The sequence below is a fragment of the Actinomadura macra NBRC 14102 genome (assembly GCF_001552215.1).
Lineage (GTDB): Bacteria > Actinomycetota > Actinomycetes > Streptosporangiales > Streptosporangiaceae > Spirillospora > Spirillospora macra.
Map to the genome: position 1 here is coordinate 652,476 of NZ_BCQT01000004.1, position 15,305 is coordinate 667,780.

13 protein-coding genes are annotated in these 15,305 nt (G+C 73.0%); 2 read left to right on the forward strand and 11 right to left on the reverse strand.

Annotated elements, in window-relative coordinates; genetic code table 11:
- Nucleotides 1-176 precede the first annotated feature (176 nt).
- Nucleotides 177-1,607 (reverse strand): adenosylhomocysteinase, encoded by a 1,431-nt coding sequence (ahcY, locus tag AMA02S_RS07725; protein WP_067453695.1) that lies wholly within the window; start codon nt 1,605-1,607, stop codon nt 177-179.
- A 122-nt stretch (nt 1,608-1,729) separates the two neighbouring features.
- Between ahcY and AMA02S_RS07730 the strand changes: the two genes are divergently transcribed.
- Nucleotides 1,730-2,089, forward strand: a complete 360-nt coding sequence (locus tag AMA02S_RS07730; protein ID WP_067453698.1) for a MerR family DNA-binding transcriptional regulator — start codon at nt 1,730-1,732, stop codon at nt 2,087-2,089.
- Between the two features lie 139 nt (nt 2,090-2,228).
- Here the strand turns inward: AMA02S_RS07730 and AMA02S_RS07735 are convergent, their stop codons facing one another.
- The 7 genes from AMA02S_RS07735 to AMA02S_RS07765 form a co-directional block, all read right to left on the reverse strand.
- Entirely contained in the window at nt 2,229-2,936 is a 708-nt protein-coding gene (locus AMA02S_RS07735) for a response regulator (protein WP_067453701.1), read from the reverse strand.
- A 90-nt stretch (nt 2,937-3,026) separates the two neighbouring features.
- The gene (locus tag AMA02S_RS07740) at nt 3,027-4,559 is read right to left on the reverse strand and encodes a sensor histidine kinase (RefSeq protein ID WP_067453704.1); all 1,533 of its coding nucleotides are present in this window, start codon (nt 4,557-4,559) and stop codon (nt 3,027-3,029) included.
- Between the two features lie 395 nt (nt 4,560-4,954).
- Entirely contained in the window at nt 4,955-5,914 is a 960-nt protein-coding gene (locus tag AMA02S_RS07745; protein ID WP_067453707.1) for a cation diffusion facilitator family transporter, read from the reverse strand.
- Entirely contained in the window at nt 5,915-7,063 is a 1,149-nt protein-coding gene (locus AMA02S_RS07750) for a bifunctional phosphoglucose/phosphomannose isomerase (RefSeq protein ID WP_067453710.1), read from the reverse strand. It abuts the gene before it with no gap.
- 43 nt (nt 7,064-7,106) lie between these two features.
- On the reverse strand, nt 7,107-7,289 hold the full coding sequence (locus AMA02S_RS07755) for a Trm112 family protein (protein ID WP_067453712.1): 183 nt from the start codon (nt 7,287-7,289) through the stop codon (nt 7,107-7,109).
- Nucleotides 7,290-7,296: 7 nt separating this feature from the next.
- Nucleotides 7,297-8,652 carry a phosphomannomutase/phosphoglucomutase gene (locus AMA02S_RS07760; protein WP_067453714.1) on the reverse strand — a complete coding sequence of 452 codons (1,356 nt, stop codon included), beginning with the start codon at nt 8,650-8,652 and terminating at the stop codon, nt 7,297-7,299.
- Between the two features lie 135 nt (nt 8,653-8,787).
- Nucleotides 8,788-9,165 (reverse strand): DUF3499 domain-containing protein, encoded by a 378-nt coding sequence (locus AMA02S_RS07765; protein WP_067453717.1) that lies wholly within the window; start codon nt 9,163-9,165, stop codon nt 8,788-8,790.
- Nucleotides 9,166-9,585: 420 nt separating this feature from the next.
- On the opposite strand from AMA02S_RS07765, the gene AMA02S_RS07770 reads away from it, so the two are divergent.
- Entirely contained in the window at nt 9,586-10,005 is a 420-nt protein-coding gene (locus AMA02S_RS07770) for a metallopeptidase family protein (RefSeq protein WP_245667391.1), read from the forward strand.
- Here the strand turns inward: AMA02S_RS07770 and AMA02S_RS07775 are convergent.
- The 3 genes from AMA02S_RS07775 to AMA02S_RS07785 form a co-directional block, all read right to left on the reverse strand.
- Nucleotides 9,993-11,453, reverse strand: coding sequence for a DUF5719 family protein (locus tag AMA02S_RS07775; protein WP_067453721.1), 1,461 nt, complete (start codon nt 11,451-11,453; stop codon nt 9,993-9,995). The genes AMA02S_RS07770 and AMA02S_RS07775 overlap by 13 nt on opposite strands.
- Nucleotides 11,453-14,809 carry a glycosyltransferase family 2 protein gene (locus AMA02S_RS07780; RefSeq protein ID WP_067453723.1) on the reverse strand — a complete coding sequence of 1,119 codons (3,357 nt, stop codon included), beginning with the start codon at nt 14,807-14,809 and terminating at the stop codon, nt 11,453-11,455. Before AMA02S_RS07780 ends, AMA02S_RS07775 begins: the two co-directional genes overlap by 1 nt.
- 214 nt (nt 14,810-15,023) lie before the next feature.
- On the reverse strand, nt 15,024-15,287 hold the full coding sequence (locus AMA02S_RS07785) for a WhiB family transcriptional regulator (RefSeq protein WP_067453731.1): 264 nt from the start codon (nt 15,285-15,287) through the stop codon (nt 15,024-15,026).
- Nucleotides 15,288-15,305 lie beyond the last annotated feature (18 nt).

The following is a 15,305-nucleotide window of genomic DNA, read 5'->3' on the forward strand; positions in this document are numbered from 1 at the left end:
CCAGCCGTCGACGACCTCAAGGCGTGCGATCGCGTGCGAAGCCAGTTCCGAGCCTGCGAGGAACTGATCGCGAAGCGAGCCCGCTAGGGCGAGTCGAAAGCGATGCAGCGATCGCCGCAGTTTCCGTGGAAGGAAGGGCCGCCAAGGCCCGACCGCCAAGGACACTGCAAGAAAACTCAGTACCTGTAGTGGTCGGGCTTGTAGGGGCCCTCCACGTGGACGCCGATGTAGGCGGCCTGCTCTTTGGTGAGCTCGGTCAGCTTGACGCCGAGCGCGGAGAGGTGGAGGCGGGCGACCTTCTCGTCCAGGTGCTTCGGCAGGACGTACACGCCGACCGGGTACTCCTCGGTCTTGGTGAACAGCTCGATCTGCGCGATGACCTGGTTGGTGAACGAGTTGGACATCACGAACGACGGGTGGCCGGTGGCGCAGCCGAGGTTCATCAGGCGGCCTTCGGCGAGGACGATGATCGAGTGGCCGTCGGGGAAGCGCCACTCGGCGACCTGCGGCTTGATCTCGATCTTCTCGATGCCCTCGATCTTGGCGAGGCCGGCCATGTCGATCTCGTTGTCGAAGTGCCCGATGTTGGACACGATCGCCTGGTGCTTCATCCGGCTCATGTGGTCGGCCGTGATGATGTTGAAGTTGCCGGTGGTGGTGACGAAGATGTCGGCGAGGCCGACGACCTCCTCCAGGGTGGTGACCTGGAAACCGTCCATTGCCGCCTGGAGCGCGCAGATCGGGTCGATCTCGGTGACGACCACGCGGGCGCCCTGGCCCTTGAGGGCCTCGGCGCAGCCCTTGCCGACGTCGCCGTAGCCGGCGACGACCGCGACCTTGCCGCCGATCAGCACGTCCGTCGCGCGGTTGAGGCCGTCGATGACCGAGTGGCGGCAACCGTACTTGTTGTCGAACTTGGACTTGGTCACCGAGTCGTTGACGTTGATGGCCGGGAAGGCGAGGGTGCCGGCCTTGTGCATCTCGTAGAGCCGGTGGACGCCGGTGGTGGTCTCCTCGGTGACACCCTTGATCGCCGAGGCGGCCTCGGTCCAGCGGCCGGGCTTGTCGGCGATGGTCCGGCGGAGGGTGTCGAGGACGATCCCCCACTCCTCCGGGTCGTCGGCGGTGGCGGTGGGGACGGCGCCGGCCTTCTCGTACTCGGCGCCCTTGTGGACGAGCAGGGTGGCGTCGCCGCCGTCGTCCAGGATCATGTTGGGGGCGCCGCCGTCAGGCCACTGGAGGGCCTGGTCGGTGCACCACCAGTACTCCTCAAGCGTCTCGCCCTTCCAGGCGAACACCGGCACACCCTGCGGGTTCTCGACGGTGCCGGTCTTGCCGACGACGACCGCGGCGGCGGCGTGGTCCTGGGTGGAGAAGATGTTGCAGGACACCCAGCGGACGTCGGCGCCGAGATCCACCAGCGTCTCGATCAGCACGGCCGTCTGGATCGTCATGTGCAGCGAGCCCATGATCCTGGCGCCGCGCAGCGGCTTGGCGGCGGAGTACTCCTCGCGCACCGCCATCAGGCCGGGCATCTCGTGCTCGGCGAGCCGGATCTCCCGGCGCCCGAAGTCGGCCAGCGAAAGGTCGGCGACCTTGTAGTCCATGCGTACGTACTCCTCGATGTGTCGGTGCGCGCGTTGGCGTCCGGCCGCGAGTCTACGGGCGGCCGGCGCCCCGAGGCACGGCCGGAGGCGACTTTCTCACACAAATTTGTCAGAATCAGCGGATGCGTATCACGGAGGCCGCCCGCCGGCTCGGTACCTCGCCCCGCATGCTCCGCTACCGGGAGACGCTCGGCCTGCTGCCCACCACCCGTGACTCCGGCGGCGTCCGGCGCGGTGGCGGTCACCGGCGCTTCGGCGACGCCGAGCTGCGGGCCGTGGCGCTCGCCCTGGCACTGGAGAAGCGCTACGACATCGGCCCCGCCGAACTGGCGTTCGGCCTGCGCGTCCTCGCCGAGCCGCAGGTGCAGGCCCACGTGCGGGAACTGGGCGAGCGCATCGGACGGCTGTCCGCACCGCCCACCCGCGCCCTGGACTTCGAGAAGGAAAAGGCCCTACGCCTCCTCCGCCGCCGACACCCCTGACCGCGGGCCTCACCCCTCACGCGAGTGCGTTACCTGACCGGCGGGGCGAGCCCCGCCGGGAAGATCGCGAAGCGATGACGCACTCGCCCAAGCACGGTCAAGGGCGAGCCGCCAGGCGAGTCCTCGGGCCGGGATTGAGTTAAACAGAGCCGCCAGGCGAACCCCCTTGGGCCGGGGTCGAATTGACACCGCCGGGGACGACCACACCGGATTCGTAGGCGAGCATGACCGCCTGCGCGCGGTCGCGGAGGCCGAGCTTGGTGAAGACGCGCGCCACGTGCGTCTTGACGGTGTGCTCGCTGACCACCAGGCGCCGCGCGATCTCGCCGTTGGACAGCCCGCCCGCGATCAGCACCAGGACCTCGGTCTCCCGGGCCGTCAGCGTGGACAGCTCCGAGGGGGGCTGCGGCCGGTTGCGCCGCTGCCGGGTGAACTCGCGGATCAACCGGCCGGTCACCTGCGGCGCCAGCAGCGAGTCGCCGCGCGCCACCACCCGGACGGCGGACACGAGCTCGTCGGCGGTCGCGTCCTTGAGCAGGAAGCCGCTGGCGCCCACGGCGAGCGCGTCGTAGACGTACTCGTCCACGTCGAACGTGGTGAGGACGAGCACGCGTGTCCCCTCGGTGCCGGGGAGCGCGAGGATGCGGCGGGTGGCCTCGATGCCGTCCATGCCGGGCATCCGGATGTCCATGACGACCACGTCGGGACGGCCCCGCTCGGCGAGCCGCACCGCCTCGCGGCCGTCACCGGCCTCGCCGATGACGGTGATGTCCTCCTGGGAGGCGAGCAGGGCGGCGAACCCGGCCCGCACGATCGTCTGGTCGTCGACGATCAGTACTTTGATCACCGCGGTCCTCCCCGTCGGACGGCGGCGACCGCCGAGCGCCCGCGATCAGGGGAAAGGGGATCCAGGGGTATCGGTGGGTCCGACCGGCCGCTATCTCCCCGCCCGCCCATCGACCGACTCCTCCCTGTTGAGCGGAAGCTCGGCCTCCACCAGGAACCCGCCCTCGTTGGCGGGACCGGCGGAGAACCGCCCGCCCAGCATGGTCGCACGTTCGCGCATGCCCACGAGACCGTGTCCACCAGAGCCGGCCGCGGGCGCGGACTCCAGACGTGTCCGTCCGGCCGGGCCATCGTCCGGTACCGGGGTACGGGAGGCGGGATCGCCCAGGTTCAGTACCCTGGTCCGCCCGGACGCGCCGTCGTCGAGGACGCGGACGGCGAGCCGGTCCGGCAGGAACGTCAGGTCGACGCGGACCTCCGCGCCGGGCGCGTGCCGCCGGGCGTTCGTCAACGCCTCCTGGACGATCCGGTACGCCGACAGTTCGACGGTCGTCGACAGCGACCGCGGGTCGCCGTGCACCGACAGATCGACCTGTCCGCCCGCGCCGCGGTGCTGCTCGATCAGCTCGGGCAGCCGGTCCAGACGCGGTTGCGGGGTGTTCGCCGACTCCGGCTCCGGCTTGGCGTCGGCGCGCAGCACGCTGAGCAGCCGCCGCATCTCCACCAGCGCCTCCCGCGCGGTCTTGGCGATCTCGGTGTAGCCGGCGCGGGCCTCCGGCGACAGGCTTTCCATCGTGTACGGGGCCGTCTCCGCCTGCACCGCGATCATGGAGACGGAGTGCGCGACGACGTCGTGCAGCTCGCGGGCGATGCTGGCGCGCTCGCGCATCACCGCCTGCTCGCGCTGGACGGCGATCAGCCGCGTGAGGGTCTCGTTGGTCCGCTCCTCGGCCTCCGCCTCGGTCCTGCCGGCGGACTCCACGGCGCGGCGCGCGTCGCCCAGCCCGATGGCGGCGAGGACGGCGACCACCGCGGCCGGCCAGGGGACGTCGTCGAGCGTCGAGGTGGCGAGGTAGACGACGGCGACCGTGGCGGCGCCGCCCACCGCGAGGACCCCGGCGGACTGCCGGGGTAGCTGCCGGCCGAGCGCGTACAGCGTGTAGAGCGCGGCGAAGGTGGTGGTGACCAGCAGCACCTGCCCGGTGAGCAGGCTCGCCGCGAACGCGCCGAGCGCCACCGCCGCCACCGGGCGCAGGTACTCGCGGCGCCAGACGAGCGGGAGCGTCGAGGCCACCGCGAAGCCGCCGGCGAGGCTGAGCGGCGACTCGACGCGCGGCGCCAGCTCCGCCAGCGCCGCGATGGTCAGGGCCAGCCCGGTCAGCGGCGCGAAGTACCAGGACTCGGCGACCTCGCCCCAGGTGTTGATCCACCGCGGCAGCGGCGCCGTCGAACCCGCCGGGGCATCGCCCGGCCGGTGGCGGCCGCCGGTCAGACGGCCGGTGAGACGGACGGCCACGGGACGCAGCAGCCGGCCCAGGCCGGTGAGGATCCAGAGCAGCAGCTGGCCCACGCCGGCCACGATCCGGCCGGACAGCCGCCACGCGTGATGCGCGATGGCGGGGCCGAAGCCCGCGGGATCGGGCCCGGTCCGGGCCTTGTCGGAGTGGTGGTCATCGCCGGTCACTCCTCCATACTGACCGCTGGGTCCGGTCCGTCACCTCACCATCCGGGGCTATGCGCGGACACCGGCTCCCCCTGGAGGACGACCCCGTTTCCCTCCTTTTGGCGGACGAACCGGAGACCAGCACGAACGTAGTGTCTTAACCGTGACCGCGACGGCGGCCACCACCGACGTAGGGGGTTCGGTGGGGCTGCCGCGGTCACACCAGAACCGCCCGGCTCAGGGGTCCGGGCGGGGAAGCATGGGAAGCACCTCGCCGGACGGCCGTGGTACCGCCTCCTCGGAGGCACTCGCCGGTCTTGCCTGGGCTGGGGTCGACCGGCAACGGTGTCGGCCGCCCGGCGAGGGATCCCATGTGGGACACCGGAAGGTGTCCGCGGTCACGGGGGTGTCCGCGGTCAGGACGGGGTGGGGGTCTCCGGCTCCGGCTTCCGGGCGTTCCTGCGGACGGCCTCGTCCAGCGCGGGCTCCAGGTAGATCAGCTGCGCCTCGGGGAACCGAGCCCGGATCCGGGCCTCGGCGGCGTCGATGCCCCGCGCCACCTCCGCCGCGGTGTCGTCGTGGTAGACGGCGATCTTCGCGGCGATCAGCAGTTCCTCGGGGCCGACGTACTCGGTCCGCATGTGGATAACGTGGTCGACCTCGTCCACCGACTCCAGCGCCTCGATGATCCGCTCCTCCTGCTCGGGATCGGCGCCCTCACCGATCAGCAGGCTCTTGGTCTCGATCGCCAGGATCGTCGCGACCGCGCCGAGCAGCACGCCGATCGCGACGGTGCCAACGCCGTCCCAGACGCCGTCGCCGGTGACCACGGCGGCCGTGACGCCGAACAGCGCGAGGAACAGGCCGACGAGCGCGGCCAGGTCCTCCAGCAGGACGACCGGCAGTTCGGGCGCCTTCGCCCGCCGGATGAACGCCCACCACGACTTGTCGCCGCGGACGGTGTTCGACTCCTTGATCGCGGTGCGGAAGGAGAACGACTCCAGCACGATCGCGACGATCAGCACCGAGAACGCCCAGGCCGGGGCCTTGACCTCCTCCGGGTGGGAGATCTTGTGGTAGCCCTCGTACAGCGAGAACGCCGCACCGACGGTGAACAGCACGACCGCGACCACGAACGCGTAGAAGTACCGTTCCCGGCCGTAGCCGAACGGGTGCTTCGGGGTCCGGTCGCGCTCGGAACGCTTGCGCCCGAGCAGCAGCAGGCCCTGGTTACCCGAGTCCGCCACCGAGTGGATCGACTCGGCCAGCATGGACGACGAACCGGTGAACGCGAACGCGACGAACTTCGACGCGGCGATCCCGAGGTTGGCGGCCAGCGCGGCGACGATGGCCTTCGTTCCACCCTCAGCACTCATCTACGCAATCCTCGCTTTGAGCTCTTGAATGGCCGGCACGGGCGTGGGGTCGACGCCCAGCACGATGGCCAAGTAAACCGTGACATAGTCCCCGAGCGCGATCAGGGAGGCGATCCGCTCCAGCGGCTGCGTGCCCTCGGCCGCCAGCTCGGTGACCGTCACACCACGGTCGCGGGCGATCCGCACCGACGCCTCGCGGCGCTTGCGCACCTGCGGATGCTCGTCGGCGTCGCTCAGGACGACCAGATGCAGCCCGTGCTCGGGGTCGTCCGCACGGTCCCGGAAGAAGTCCTCCGGATCGGGGGTGGCGGCGGACGACCCGCCGCGCGCGAAGAAGCCGTCGAAGGCCATCACCTGGTTGTGGTCGGCCTCCGGGATCTCACCGAAGACGGCCGGGTACTTCGCGTTCTCGTTGAGCTGGCAGGTCAGCCGGTACGCGGCGGTGCTCGTCAGCGCGGACGTCCCCCACACCATCGGCACATCGCCCGCGAGGTCCAGCGCGACCCGCTTGGCCGGGTTGAGGAACGGCTCGCTCGCCGGACGGCATCGGTGCGCGACGTCCTCCAGCAGTTCCGCGGTGGACTCCAGGACGGTGTCCGGCACGTCGGCGAGCCCGAGGGACCGGGCGGCCAGCAGGAGCGGCACCGTCAGCCCCCACAGCGTCGCACGCGGCTGGCCGACCGACCGGATCGGGACGAACAGGCCACGGCTCTGGGCGGCGAGGTCGGCCAGCGGCGAGCCGTCCGCACCCACGAACAGCAGCCGGCAGCCCCGCCGCGCGGCCTCGGCGCCGACCGCCAGGGTCTCCTCCGTCGAGCCAGAGCAGGACACCGCGATGACCAGGTCGGCGGCCCCCACCCAGCCGGGCAGCCGGTAACCGCGCACCGTCACCGTCGGGATGGGGCAACCGGGGCCGCACACGGCCGACAGCACGTCACCGGACAGCGCCGAGCCGCCCATGCCGGCGACGACGATCGCGCGGGGACGCCCGTCCTCGGCGAGCCCGGCGACGCCCGCCTCGGCCGCCGCCCGCCGCGCCTCACGGATCTGCGCGGCCGACGAGGCGACCTGCCGCAGCATCCCGCCCGGATCGGCGGCCTCGACCGCCTCCGCCCCCTCCAACCTCGCCGGGTCGGACGTCCTGCTCATAGCCTCGCCTCCGCTCGGCGACGGTCACCACCACACCCCGTGCTCATGGGGCAGGGGTCCGCGCCTCGTCGACGAGGAGGACGGGGATGTCGTCGCGGACGGGGTAGGCGTAGCCGCATGAGCCGGTGCACACCAGCTCGGCCGCCTGGTCGTCGGCGCGCAGGTCGCCGCCGCAGTTCGGGCAGGCCAGGATCTCCAGCAGCCAGGAGTCGAGCTTGATCGTCATTGGCGCGTCACTTCTCCCTCACGATGGCGAGGACCTCGTCGCGGACCGCGGCCATGGTGTCGTCGTCTCCCGCCTCCGCGTTGAGGCGCAGCAGCGGTTCGGTGTTGGAGGGCCGCAGGTTGAACCACCACCCGGCGGCTTCGTCGCCGACGGTCAGCCCGTCGAGTTCGTCGATGGTAACGCCCGGTCGCCCGGCGAAAGCGTCCCGTACCCGGTCGGTGGCGGCGGCCTGGTCGGCGACCTCGCTGTTGATCTCCCCGGAGGCGACGTAGCGGGTGTACTCGCCGAGCAACCGCGACAGCGGCCCGTCCTGCTCCCCGAGGGCGGCCAGCACGTGCAGCGCGGCGAGCATCCCGGAGTCGGCGAACCAGAAGTCGCGGAAGTAGAAGTGCGCCGAGTGCTCGCCGCCGAAGACCGCGCCGGTCTCCGCCATCGTCTGCTTGATGAACGAGTGCCCGACGCGCGTCCGGATCGGGGTGCCGCCGTGCTCGGAGACGATCTCCGGGACGGCGCTCGAAGTGATCAGGTTGTGCACGATCGCCGAGCCCGGGTGCTTGGCCAGCTCCCGCGTCGCGACCAGCGCGGTGATCGCGGACGGGGCGACGATCTCGCCGCGCTCGTCGACCACGAAGCAGCGGTCGGCGTCGCCGTCGAAGGCCAGCCCGATGTCGGCGCCCGTCTCGCGGACCTTGGCCTGGAGGTCGCGCAGGTTCTCCGGCTCGATCGGGTTGGCCTCGTGGTTGGGGAAGGTGCCGTCCAGTTCGAAGTACAAGGGCACCAGGTCGATCGGCAGGCCCGCGAACACCGACGGGACGGTGTGCCCGCCCATGCCGTTGCCCGCGTCCACGACCACCTTGAGCGGGCGGATCGCCGACAGGTCGACCAGCGTCTTCAGATGGTCGGCGTAGCCCTTGAGGACGTCTCGGCGCGTGACCGTCCCGGCGGGGCCGTCGAAGGCGGGGACGCCCTTCTCGACCAGTTCGCGGATCTCGGTGAGGCCGGTGTCGCGGCCGACCGGGCGGGCGCCGGAGCGGCACAGCTTCAGGCCGTTGTACTTGGCCGGGTTGTGGCTCGCGGTGAACATCGCGCCGGGCAGGTCGAGGCTGCCGCTGGCGTAGTAGAGCAGGTCGGTGGATCCGAGGCCCGCCTCGATCACGTCCGCGCCCTGGGACGTCGCGCCCCGCGCGAACGCCTCGGCCAGCGGGACCGAGGACGCCCGCATGTCGTGGGCGGTGACGACCGCGTCCGCCCCCGTCACACGCACGAAGGCCGCACCGACCGCCTCGGCGGTCTCGGCGTCCAGCTCGTCCGGGACGACGCCCCGGATGTCGTACGCCTTGAAGATCTTGGCGAGCTCGCCCACTCCAGCTCCCTATCCGAACGATGACGCGGGGGATTGTCCGAGCCTACCGGGAACGGCCCCGGCGCCCGGCCTCGCCATCACGCGAAGAAACGAGACCGGCGGACGACGGCCGCAGCCGTCAGAGGCGCGCGCCGATCATTCCTGCGGTTGTGTGCCCGCGGGTTCGGAGCGCAGGACCCGCAGGTGGCCGCGGCGGCCGACCTCGGTGCCCTGGCCGACCGGTTCCTGCCCGGAGCCGGGCGCGGGCCTGGCGGCCTCGCGGACGGCGTCGGCGAGGGCTTCCAGGTCGTCGGCGCTGGGCTCGGTCTCCTCTTCGACCGGCAGCCGCACGAGTTCCCACCCCATCGGGGCGGTCAGCCGTTCGGAATGCTCCGCGCACAGGTCATAGCAGTGGGGCTCGGCGTACGTGGCGAGCGGCCCCAGGACCGCGGTGGAGTCGCGGTAGACGTACGTGAGCGTGAAGACTGCTGGCGCCTTGCAGGCGGTGCGGGAGCAAGTGCGGACGGGGCTCACGATGGCCGACCGTACCTCCCCTCCGCCGCGTCCGCCACCACCCGGCCGCACGTGTCGCCGTTACCGGTCGATTTCCGAGGTAACAATCACATTCCGTGTGACCATAGCTTCCTACCGTCTCACTGTTGTGGGGGTTGGAGCGGCCCGCGACGGCGGACGCGTCCGGTCCCGGCGGCGATCGGTCGAGGCATCGCGGGTCGTCGCGGACGCACAGCGGGAGCCGGGGGACCCACGGAATTTGACCCTTCATGCACCATCGGTCATGGGGGCTGAGGCCGCGCCAAGCCACTGTAACCACTCCTTTCACGACACAGCCATATAAGGGCGGCCTTGTGCGGGGTGTTCCGGACCGTGACTTTCCGGACTCGGCCGTCGGTGAGCGGAAGCGGATTGCCGGGCCGGGCGGGGTAGTCTGGATGGGTGCGATCCCGTGTGGCAGGCGTACGGCGCCGCGATCGGCACGGTCGCGGCCTCCGTGGCCCTCTGACGCCCCCGCAGACCCCGGTCTCGCGAACCCGCGCGGAACGGTTCCACGACCTCGTCGCGGACGAGGTGCGCCGGCTCGGCAAACGCTGGGGCCGGGAGCTCTCCCGGGTGGAGTTCGCGGTCGAGGAGGTTCCCGAGGTCGAACCCTGGTTCGACGGGCCGGTGCCCCTCGGCCGGACCGTCCCCGGCGAGGGCGGGCGCCCCGTCCGCATCGTCGTGTTCCGCCGCCCCGTGGAGGCCCGCGCCGCGGGCGACCAGGAACTCGGCCGGCTGATCCGCGACCTGCTCGTGGAGGAGATCGCCGACCTCCTCGGCCTCTCCCCCGAATCCGTGGACCCGAGCTACGACGAGTAGGGGGTCAGGACGCTCTGGGAGTCGGCGGCCTCGGGGAGCCGTTGGGTCATGAACGCGGGGGCGATGGGGAGCACGGTGAACAGGAAATCGTCGCCTTTGCCCGTGGACATCATCCGGGCCGCGTAGAGGGGGCCTGAGCCGGGCTTCGGGGTGATCAGGGCACCGAAGCCCGTGTCGCCGCCCGGCGGGACGGTGATCTTCGTCTCGACGGTCCGCCCGGCGGGCACGGCGATCTCCTGCGCGGCCCCCGCTCCCTGCCCACCCAGTGCCGTGACCTGCACGGACGCGGCTTCGGCCGGGGCGGTCAGCGTCAGCACCGTGTCGAAGCGGTTGTCGGCGATGACGCCGCCGGTCACGCGGCGCGGGCCGTCGGGGGTACCGAGGGGTGCGGTGGCGGTGCCGTAGGCGACGTCGGCGCCGCGCTCGGCGGTGAACGCCGCGACGACCGGACGGTCGGCGACCACGCGGACGGCGGCGGGCTTGCCCGCCAACCCCAGGTCGACCGGGGTGACGGTCTTGGCGGGGGCGTCCACGATGTCCTGGCCCTGCGGGCTGAACTCCCCTTCCGGGGTGAGCACCCGCACGCGGACCCGCGCGTCCGCCTCGCCGGGGACCGCGACCAGCAGCCGCCGCTCACCGGACCCGCCCGGCACCCCCGGGACGACCAGGGACGAGGCGGGCTCGGGCGACAGCGGCAGCCACTCGATGCCCTTCTTCTCGCCGATCCGCACCCGCAGGGACGCGGCGACGCGACCGCTCGTGGTGCGGACATGCAGGGCGAGATCACGGGCGGAGTTGACGATGTCACCGAGCCCCTCCGGCGACTTCCCGAGCTTCACGACCGTGGTGCTGCGCGGGGCGACGGGGGTGGCACGGCCGTCGGTGGTGTCGAGGGGCCCCAGCCCGGACAGCGCGGAGAGGTCCACCGACGCGGGCTGGGAGTCGACATTGGTGAGGTAGAGGTCGAGGGCGTCCGCGGCCTCGGGCCCCGGCCCGACGAACCACAGGTCGGTGCCGGGCGAGGCGCAGCGCGCCCCGGCGAGGCCCCGGTCGGGGCCGCCCGACCAGTGGGTGGTCTGCTCCGCCTCCAGGCCACCGGCGATGCCGCCGGTCGCCCGGACGACGAACGCGTCGTCGCCGCTGCCGGTGTCCTTGTTCCAGTTCTGCCCGGCGGCGTTCATCGACGCGAGGGACGGGCCACCGCGGATCTCGGAGGTGTCGATCAGGCCGCCCGCGGGACCGCCCTTCGCGGACTGGACGCTCAGCCGGCCGCCCTCGTGCCCGGGGCACACCGCGACCGCGGAGGTGATCGGCGCGCGGACGCCCCTGGCGTCGGCGTCGGCGGAGGGACGTGACAGCGACGCGACGCCGTAGAGCGCGGCGAGCGCGACGAGCACGAGCGCCGCCGTCGCGTACCGGAAGCCGAGGAGGCGGAGGATCCGGTCCATCAGAAGCGCTCCTCCAGGCTTTCGCCGGACGGTCGGGGAGAGCCTGTCGCCGGGGTGTCGCCGCCGGTGCCGAAGGTGTCGGCGGGCTCGCGTGGTGTGGGGAGCGGCGCGTCCCGGACGCCGCGGCGGGCGTGGCCGCCCGTGTGGCTGCCGAGACGTCCACCCATGCGGGCACGGATGCGGCTCTGGGCGCGGGCGCGTCGTCCGCGGCCCCGGTCACGTTCGCCGGTGGGCATCAAGGTGTCGGGCTGGGCGCCCGGCAGGGCGAGGACGGCGACGAGCAGGACCGCCACGCCCTGGACGGCGATCCACGTGTGCCGCAGGGTCATGCTCCGCGTCAGCTCGAAGTCGCCTCCGGCGGCGGGGATGTCGTAGCCCTGGGCCCAGCCGTCGACCGTCCGGGACTTGACGTCCTTCCCGTCGAGGGAGGCGCGCCAGCCTCCGTCGGCGGGCTCGGCCAGCAGGAGCGTGCGGGGGCGGGCGGCCGGAGCGATGTGGAAGCGCGCGCCGGTCCTGCCCGCGGGGAGCGGAGTGGCGGCCGGGCCGTCCAGCAGCAGCATCCGCGCCGTGGGCGACTGGAAGCGCCACACGGCGAAGGTGCCCGTCCGGCTGAGGCGGGTCAGTTCCGGCGAGGCGTCCAGGACCCGGGTGACGGGATCGGACGCGGGACGCGGGACGAGGACGTACTCGATGCCCATCCGGGTCAGCGCGGGCCCATCGTCTCCCTCACGCCCGGCGGCGAGCCCGGCGACCAGGTCGTCCAGGCGACGCTTGGCGGCGCCGCCGACGGGTGTCTCGGCCTCACCGAGCATGGGACGCGCGTCGCGCAGGACGGTGTAGGCCACCCGGCCCGAGCCGTCGCGCCGCAGGACCAGGGTGCGCGCACCGCCCGGCGCCACCACGAACGCGGGAACCGCGTCGGGGTCGGTCTTGCCGAGCGGCCCGCCCGCACCGCCCATGATCCAGAGGGCGGCGGCGAGCACGGGCGCGGTGAGCGCGGCGACGACCACGACCGCGCCACCCGCCTTGTAGATCAGGTGCTTGCCCGCGAGGACCTCGGTGCCGCGCTGGACGGCGGCGGTCGCGGCCAGCAGGACCCCGGCGCTCGCGAAGATCAGCGCGGTGCCCGGCCAGGCGGGCGCCGCGTCCGCGCCCTTGGTGACGGTCGCGGCGCTCGTCAGGATCGCGATGAGCAGCCCGAAAAGGGCCAGCAGCCATCCGGCGAGGACGGCATTGCGGCGACCGCGCAGCGGGAGTGCGCACACCGCCGCCGCCAGCAGCCCGGCCAGCGCCCAGTGCGCGGACGTGCCGGGCCCGCCCGGGTTCAGCGCGAGCAGCCCGGCCGCGTCAGTGGCCGCGTCAGTGGCCGCGTCAGGGGGCAGGGACGCCCGGTGCAGGCCCGCCTCCAGCAGGAAGCGGGACGGGTGCAGCAGCAGCCCGGCCGTCCACGGCAGGAGCAGCAGCGGCGGGACCCCGAGCGCGATGACCAGGTTGCGGCGGCCCGCCCGTCCGGGACGGTCGAGCAGCACCCACACCAGCCCGCCGCCCGCCAGTGCCAGCGGCCACACCAGCGGGACGAACGCCATCGCGACCGCCAGCAGCAACGCGACTGCCCACGCCGCGCGTCCGGCGCGCTTGCGGCGCGTCCGGGGGTCGGCGGCCGGGCCCTGCGCGCCGTGCGCCGGCAGCCCGTACATCCGGGCGACCTGCACGGCGATCAGCGGCAGCAGGACGAGCACGACGGCGGTGCCGAGCCGTCCGCCCGCGATGGCGCCGGTGGCGGCGGGCAGCAGCGCGTACACGGCCGCGGCCCACACCCGGACGGCCGACACCGGGATGCGACGCCCGCTCGCCCGCGCCCGGCGCCCGCTGCGGGACGGCTCGCGCACCAGCACCCGGGACGCGCGGTAGGCGGTCAGGCCGGCGAGCGGCACGCTGCCCAGCAGCAGGATCGACACCACCAGCCACGGCTTGCCGAACAGCAGCGTGGACAGCGCCGCGAGGACGCCGACGTACGGCGGGCTCCCGGCGTCGGTACCGAGCCCGACCGGATGCCAGCCGGAAACGTACTGCGCCCACAGGTCGCTCGCGCCGCCCCATGCGGGGACGAGCGCGCCACCGCCGAGCCGCCCGCCGGCGGTGACGAGCATCCGTTCGGCGGCGAGCGCGACGGCCGTCAGCGCGAGGACGAGCAGGACGCCGGGCCGCGCGAGCAGCCGCCTGAGGGGGCCCGGTTCGTCGGCGGGAACGTCATCGTCCTGGTCGTCGCGATGGCGTTCGTGGGCGGCCAGGAATTCCGACACGGCCTCGACGCCCCGGCGCAGCACGACCCACCGGGGCTGGAAGCGGCGGACGCTGCGGTAGACGCGCGTCCGGCCGTCGGCCCGCGCGGCGCGGGCGCGCCGGAGCCGCCCGGGCGCGCGCAGGACGTCGCCGAGCGCGCCGAGTTCCTGGCGCGCCGCGTCCGGCCGTTTGGTGACGAGCAGGCAGAGCGCGTGCAGCAGCGACGCCCAGACGTTGCGGACGAGCGCCCGCAGCATCGCGGCGAACGGCCGGTTGGCGAGCAGCGTGTAGAGCGCGTTGCGGCGGTCGACGCGGCTCGGCGGTTCGGCGGTCATGCCGATCTCGCGGACGCCGCGGCGGGACGCCTCGGCGTGGTAGAGGACGGCGTCGGTGGCGACCGCCACGCGGTGCCCCGCGGCGTGGGCGCGCCAGCAGAAGTCGACGTCGTCGCGGAACATCCCGTACTCGACGTCGAACCCGCCGAGCCTGGTCCACACGTCCCGGCGGACCAGCATCCCGGCGCTGCCGACCGCGAGGACGTCCCGGACGCCGTCGTGCTGGCCCTGATCGAACTCGTGGCCGTCGATGCCCGTCTCGCGCCGCCCGGCCGCGTCCATGGCGACGCCGACCTCCCGCAGGATGTGGCGGTCGTCGAAGTCGCGGACCTTCGGCCCGAGCACCGCCAGGTTGGGGTCGGTGCCGGCCGTCCGCAGCAGCTGCGCGAGGGCGTCGTGCGCGGGGACGGAGTCGTCGTGCAGCAGCCACACCCACTCGGTGCGCGGATTGCCGGGGTCGTCGTCGGGGACGGGCGCGGACGCGGCGTCCTGGCGGAGCGCCTCGGCGATGGCCTCGCCGTAGCCGGTGGTCCGGGGCAGGGTGAGCACCTTGCCGGTGCCGACCACCTCGGCGAGCACGGCGGGGCCGCGGTCGCGGCTTCCGGTGTCCACGGTCACGAGACGTTGCACCGGCCGCGCCTGCGTCAGCAGCGCCTTGAGCGTCTCGGGCAGCCACCGCGCGCCGTCGTGGGCGACGAGGACGGCCGTGACGACATGGCGATCGAGAGTAGGCGACAAGAGTCCGCTCGATCTGTGGGACGACAATCATCAGCCGTGCCGGCCCCGGGGGGCCGGCACGGCTGACAACTGTACGCGTGGCCGTGCGGCCACGCTCCGGATCCCCGGAGATCCGGGTGATCTCGGCCGCGCCGCGCACGGACTCCGCCGGCCGGGTGCCGCGGCGCCGCTCCCCTTCGGCGCCCGCGATGCCCGCCCAGGACCTCCGTCCGCGCTAGACGACCTGACGCTTCAGCTTCCGGCGTTCCCGTTCGGAGAGCCCTCCCCAAATACCGAAACGCTCATCGTGCTGCAGCGCGTACTCCAAGCACTCCGTCCGCACCTCGCATGCCCGGCACACCTTCTTGGCCTCGCGAGTGGAGCCGCCCTTCTCCGGAAAGAACGCCTCCGGGTCCGTCTGCGCGCACAGGGCGCGCTCCTGCCAGCCCAACTCTTCACCGTCTGTGCCGTGCGCCAGCGGGATGACTACCTCGCTCACAGCGCACCTCCTACCCGT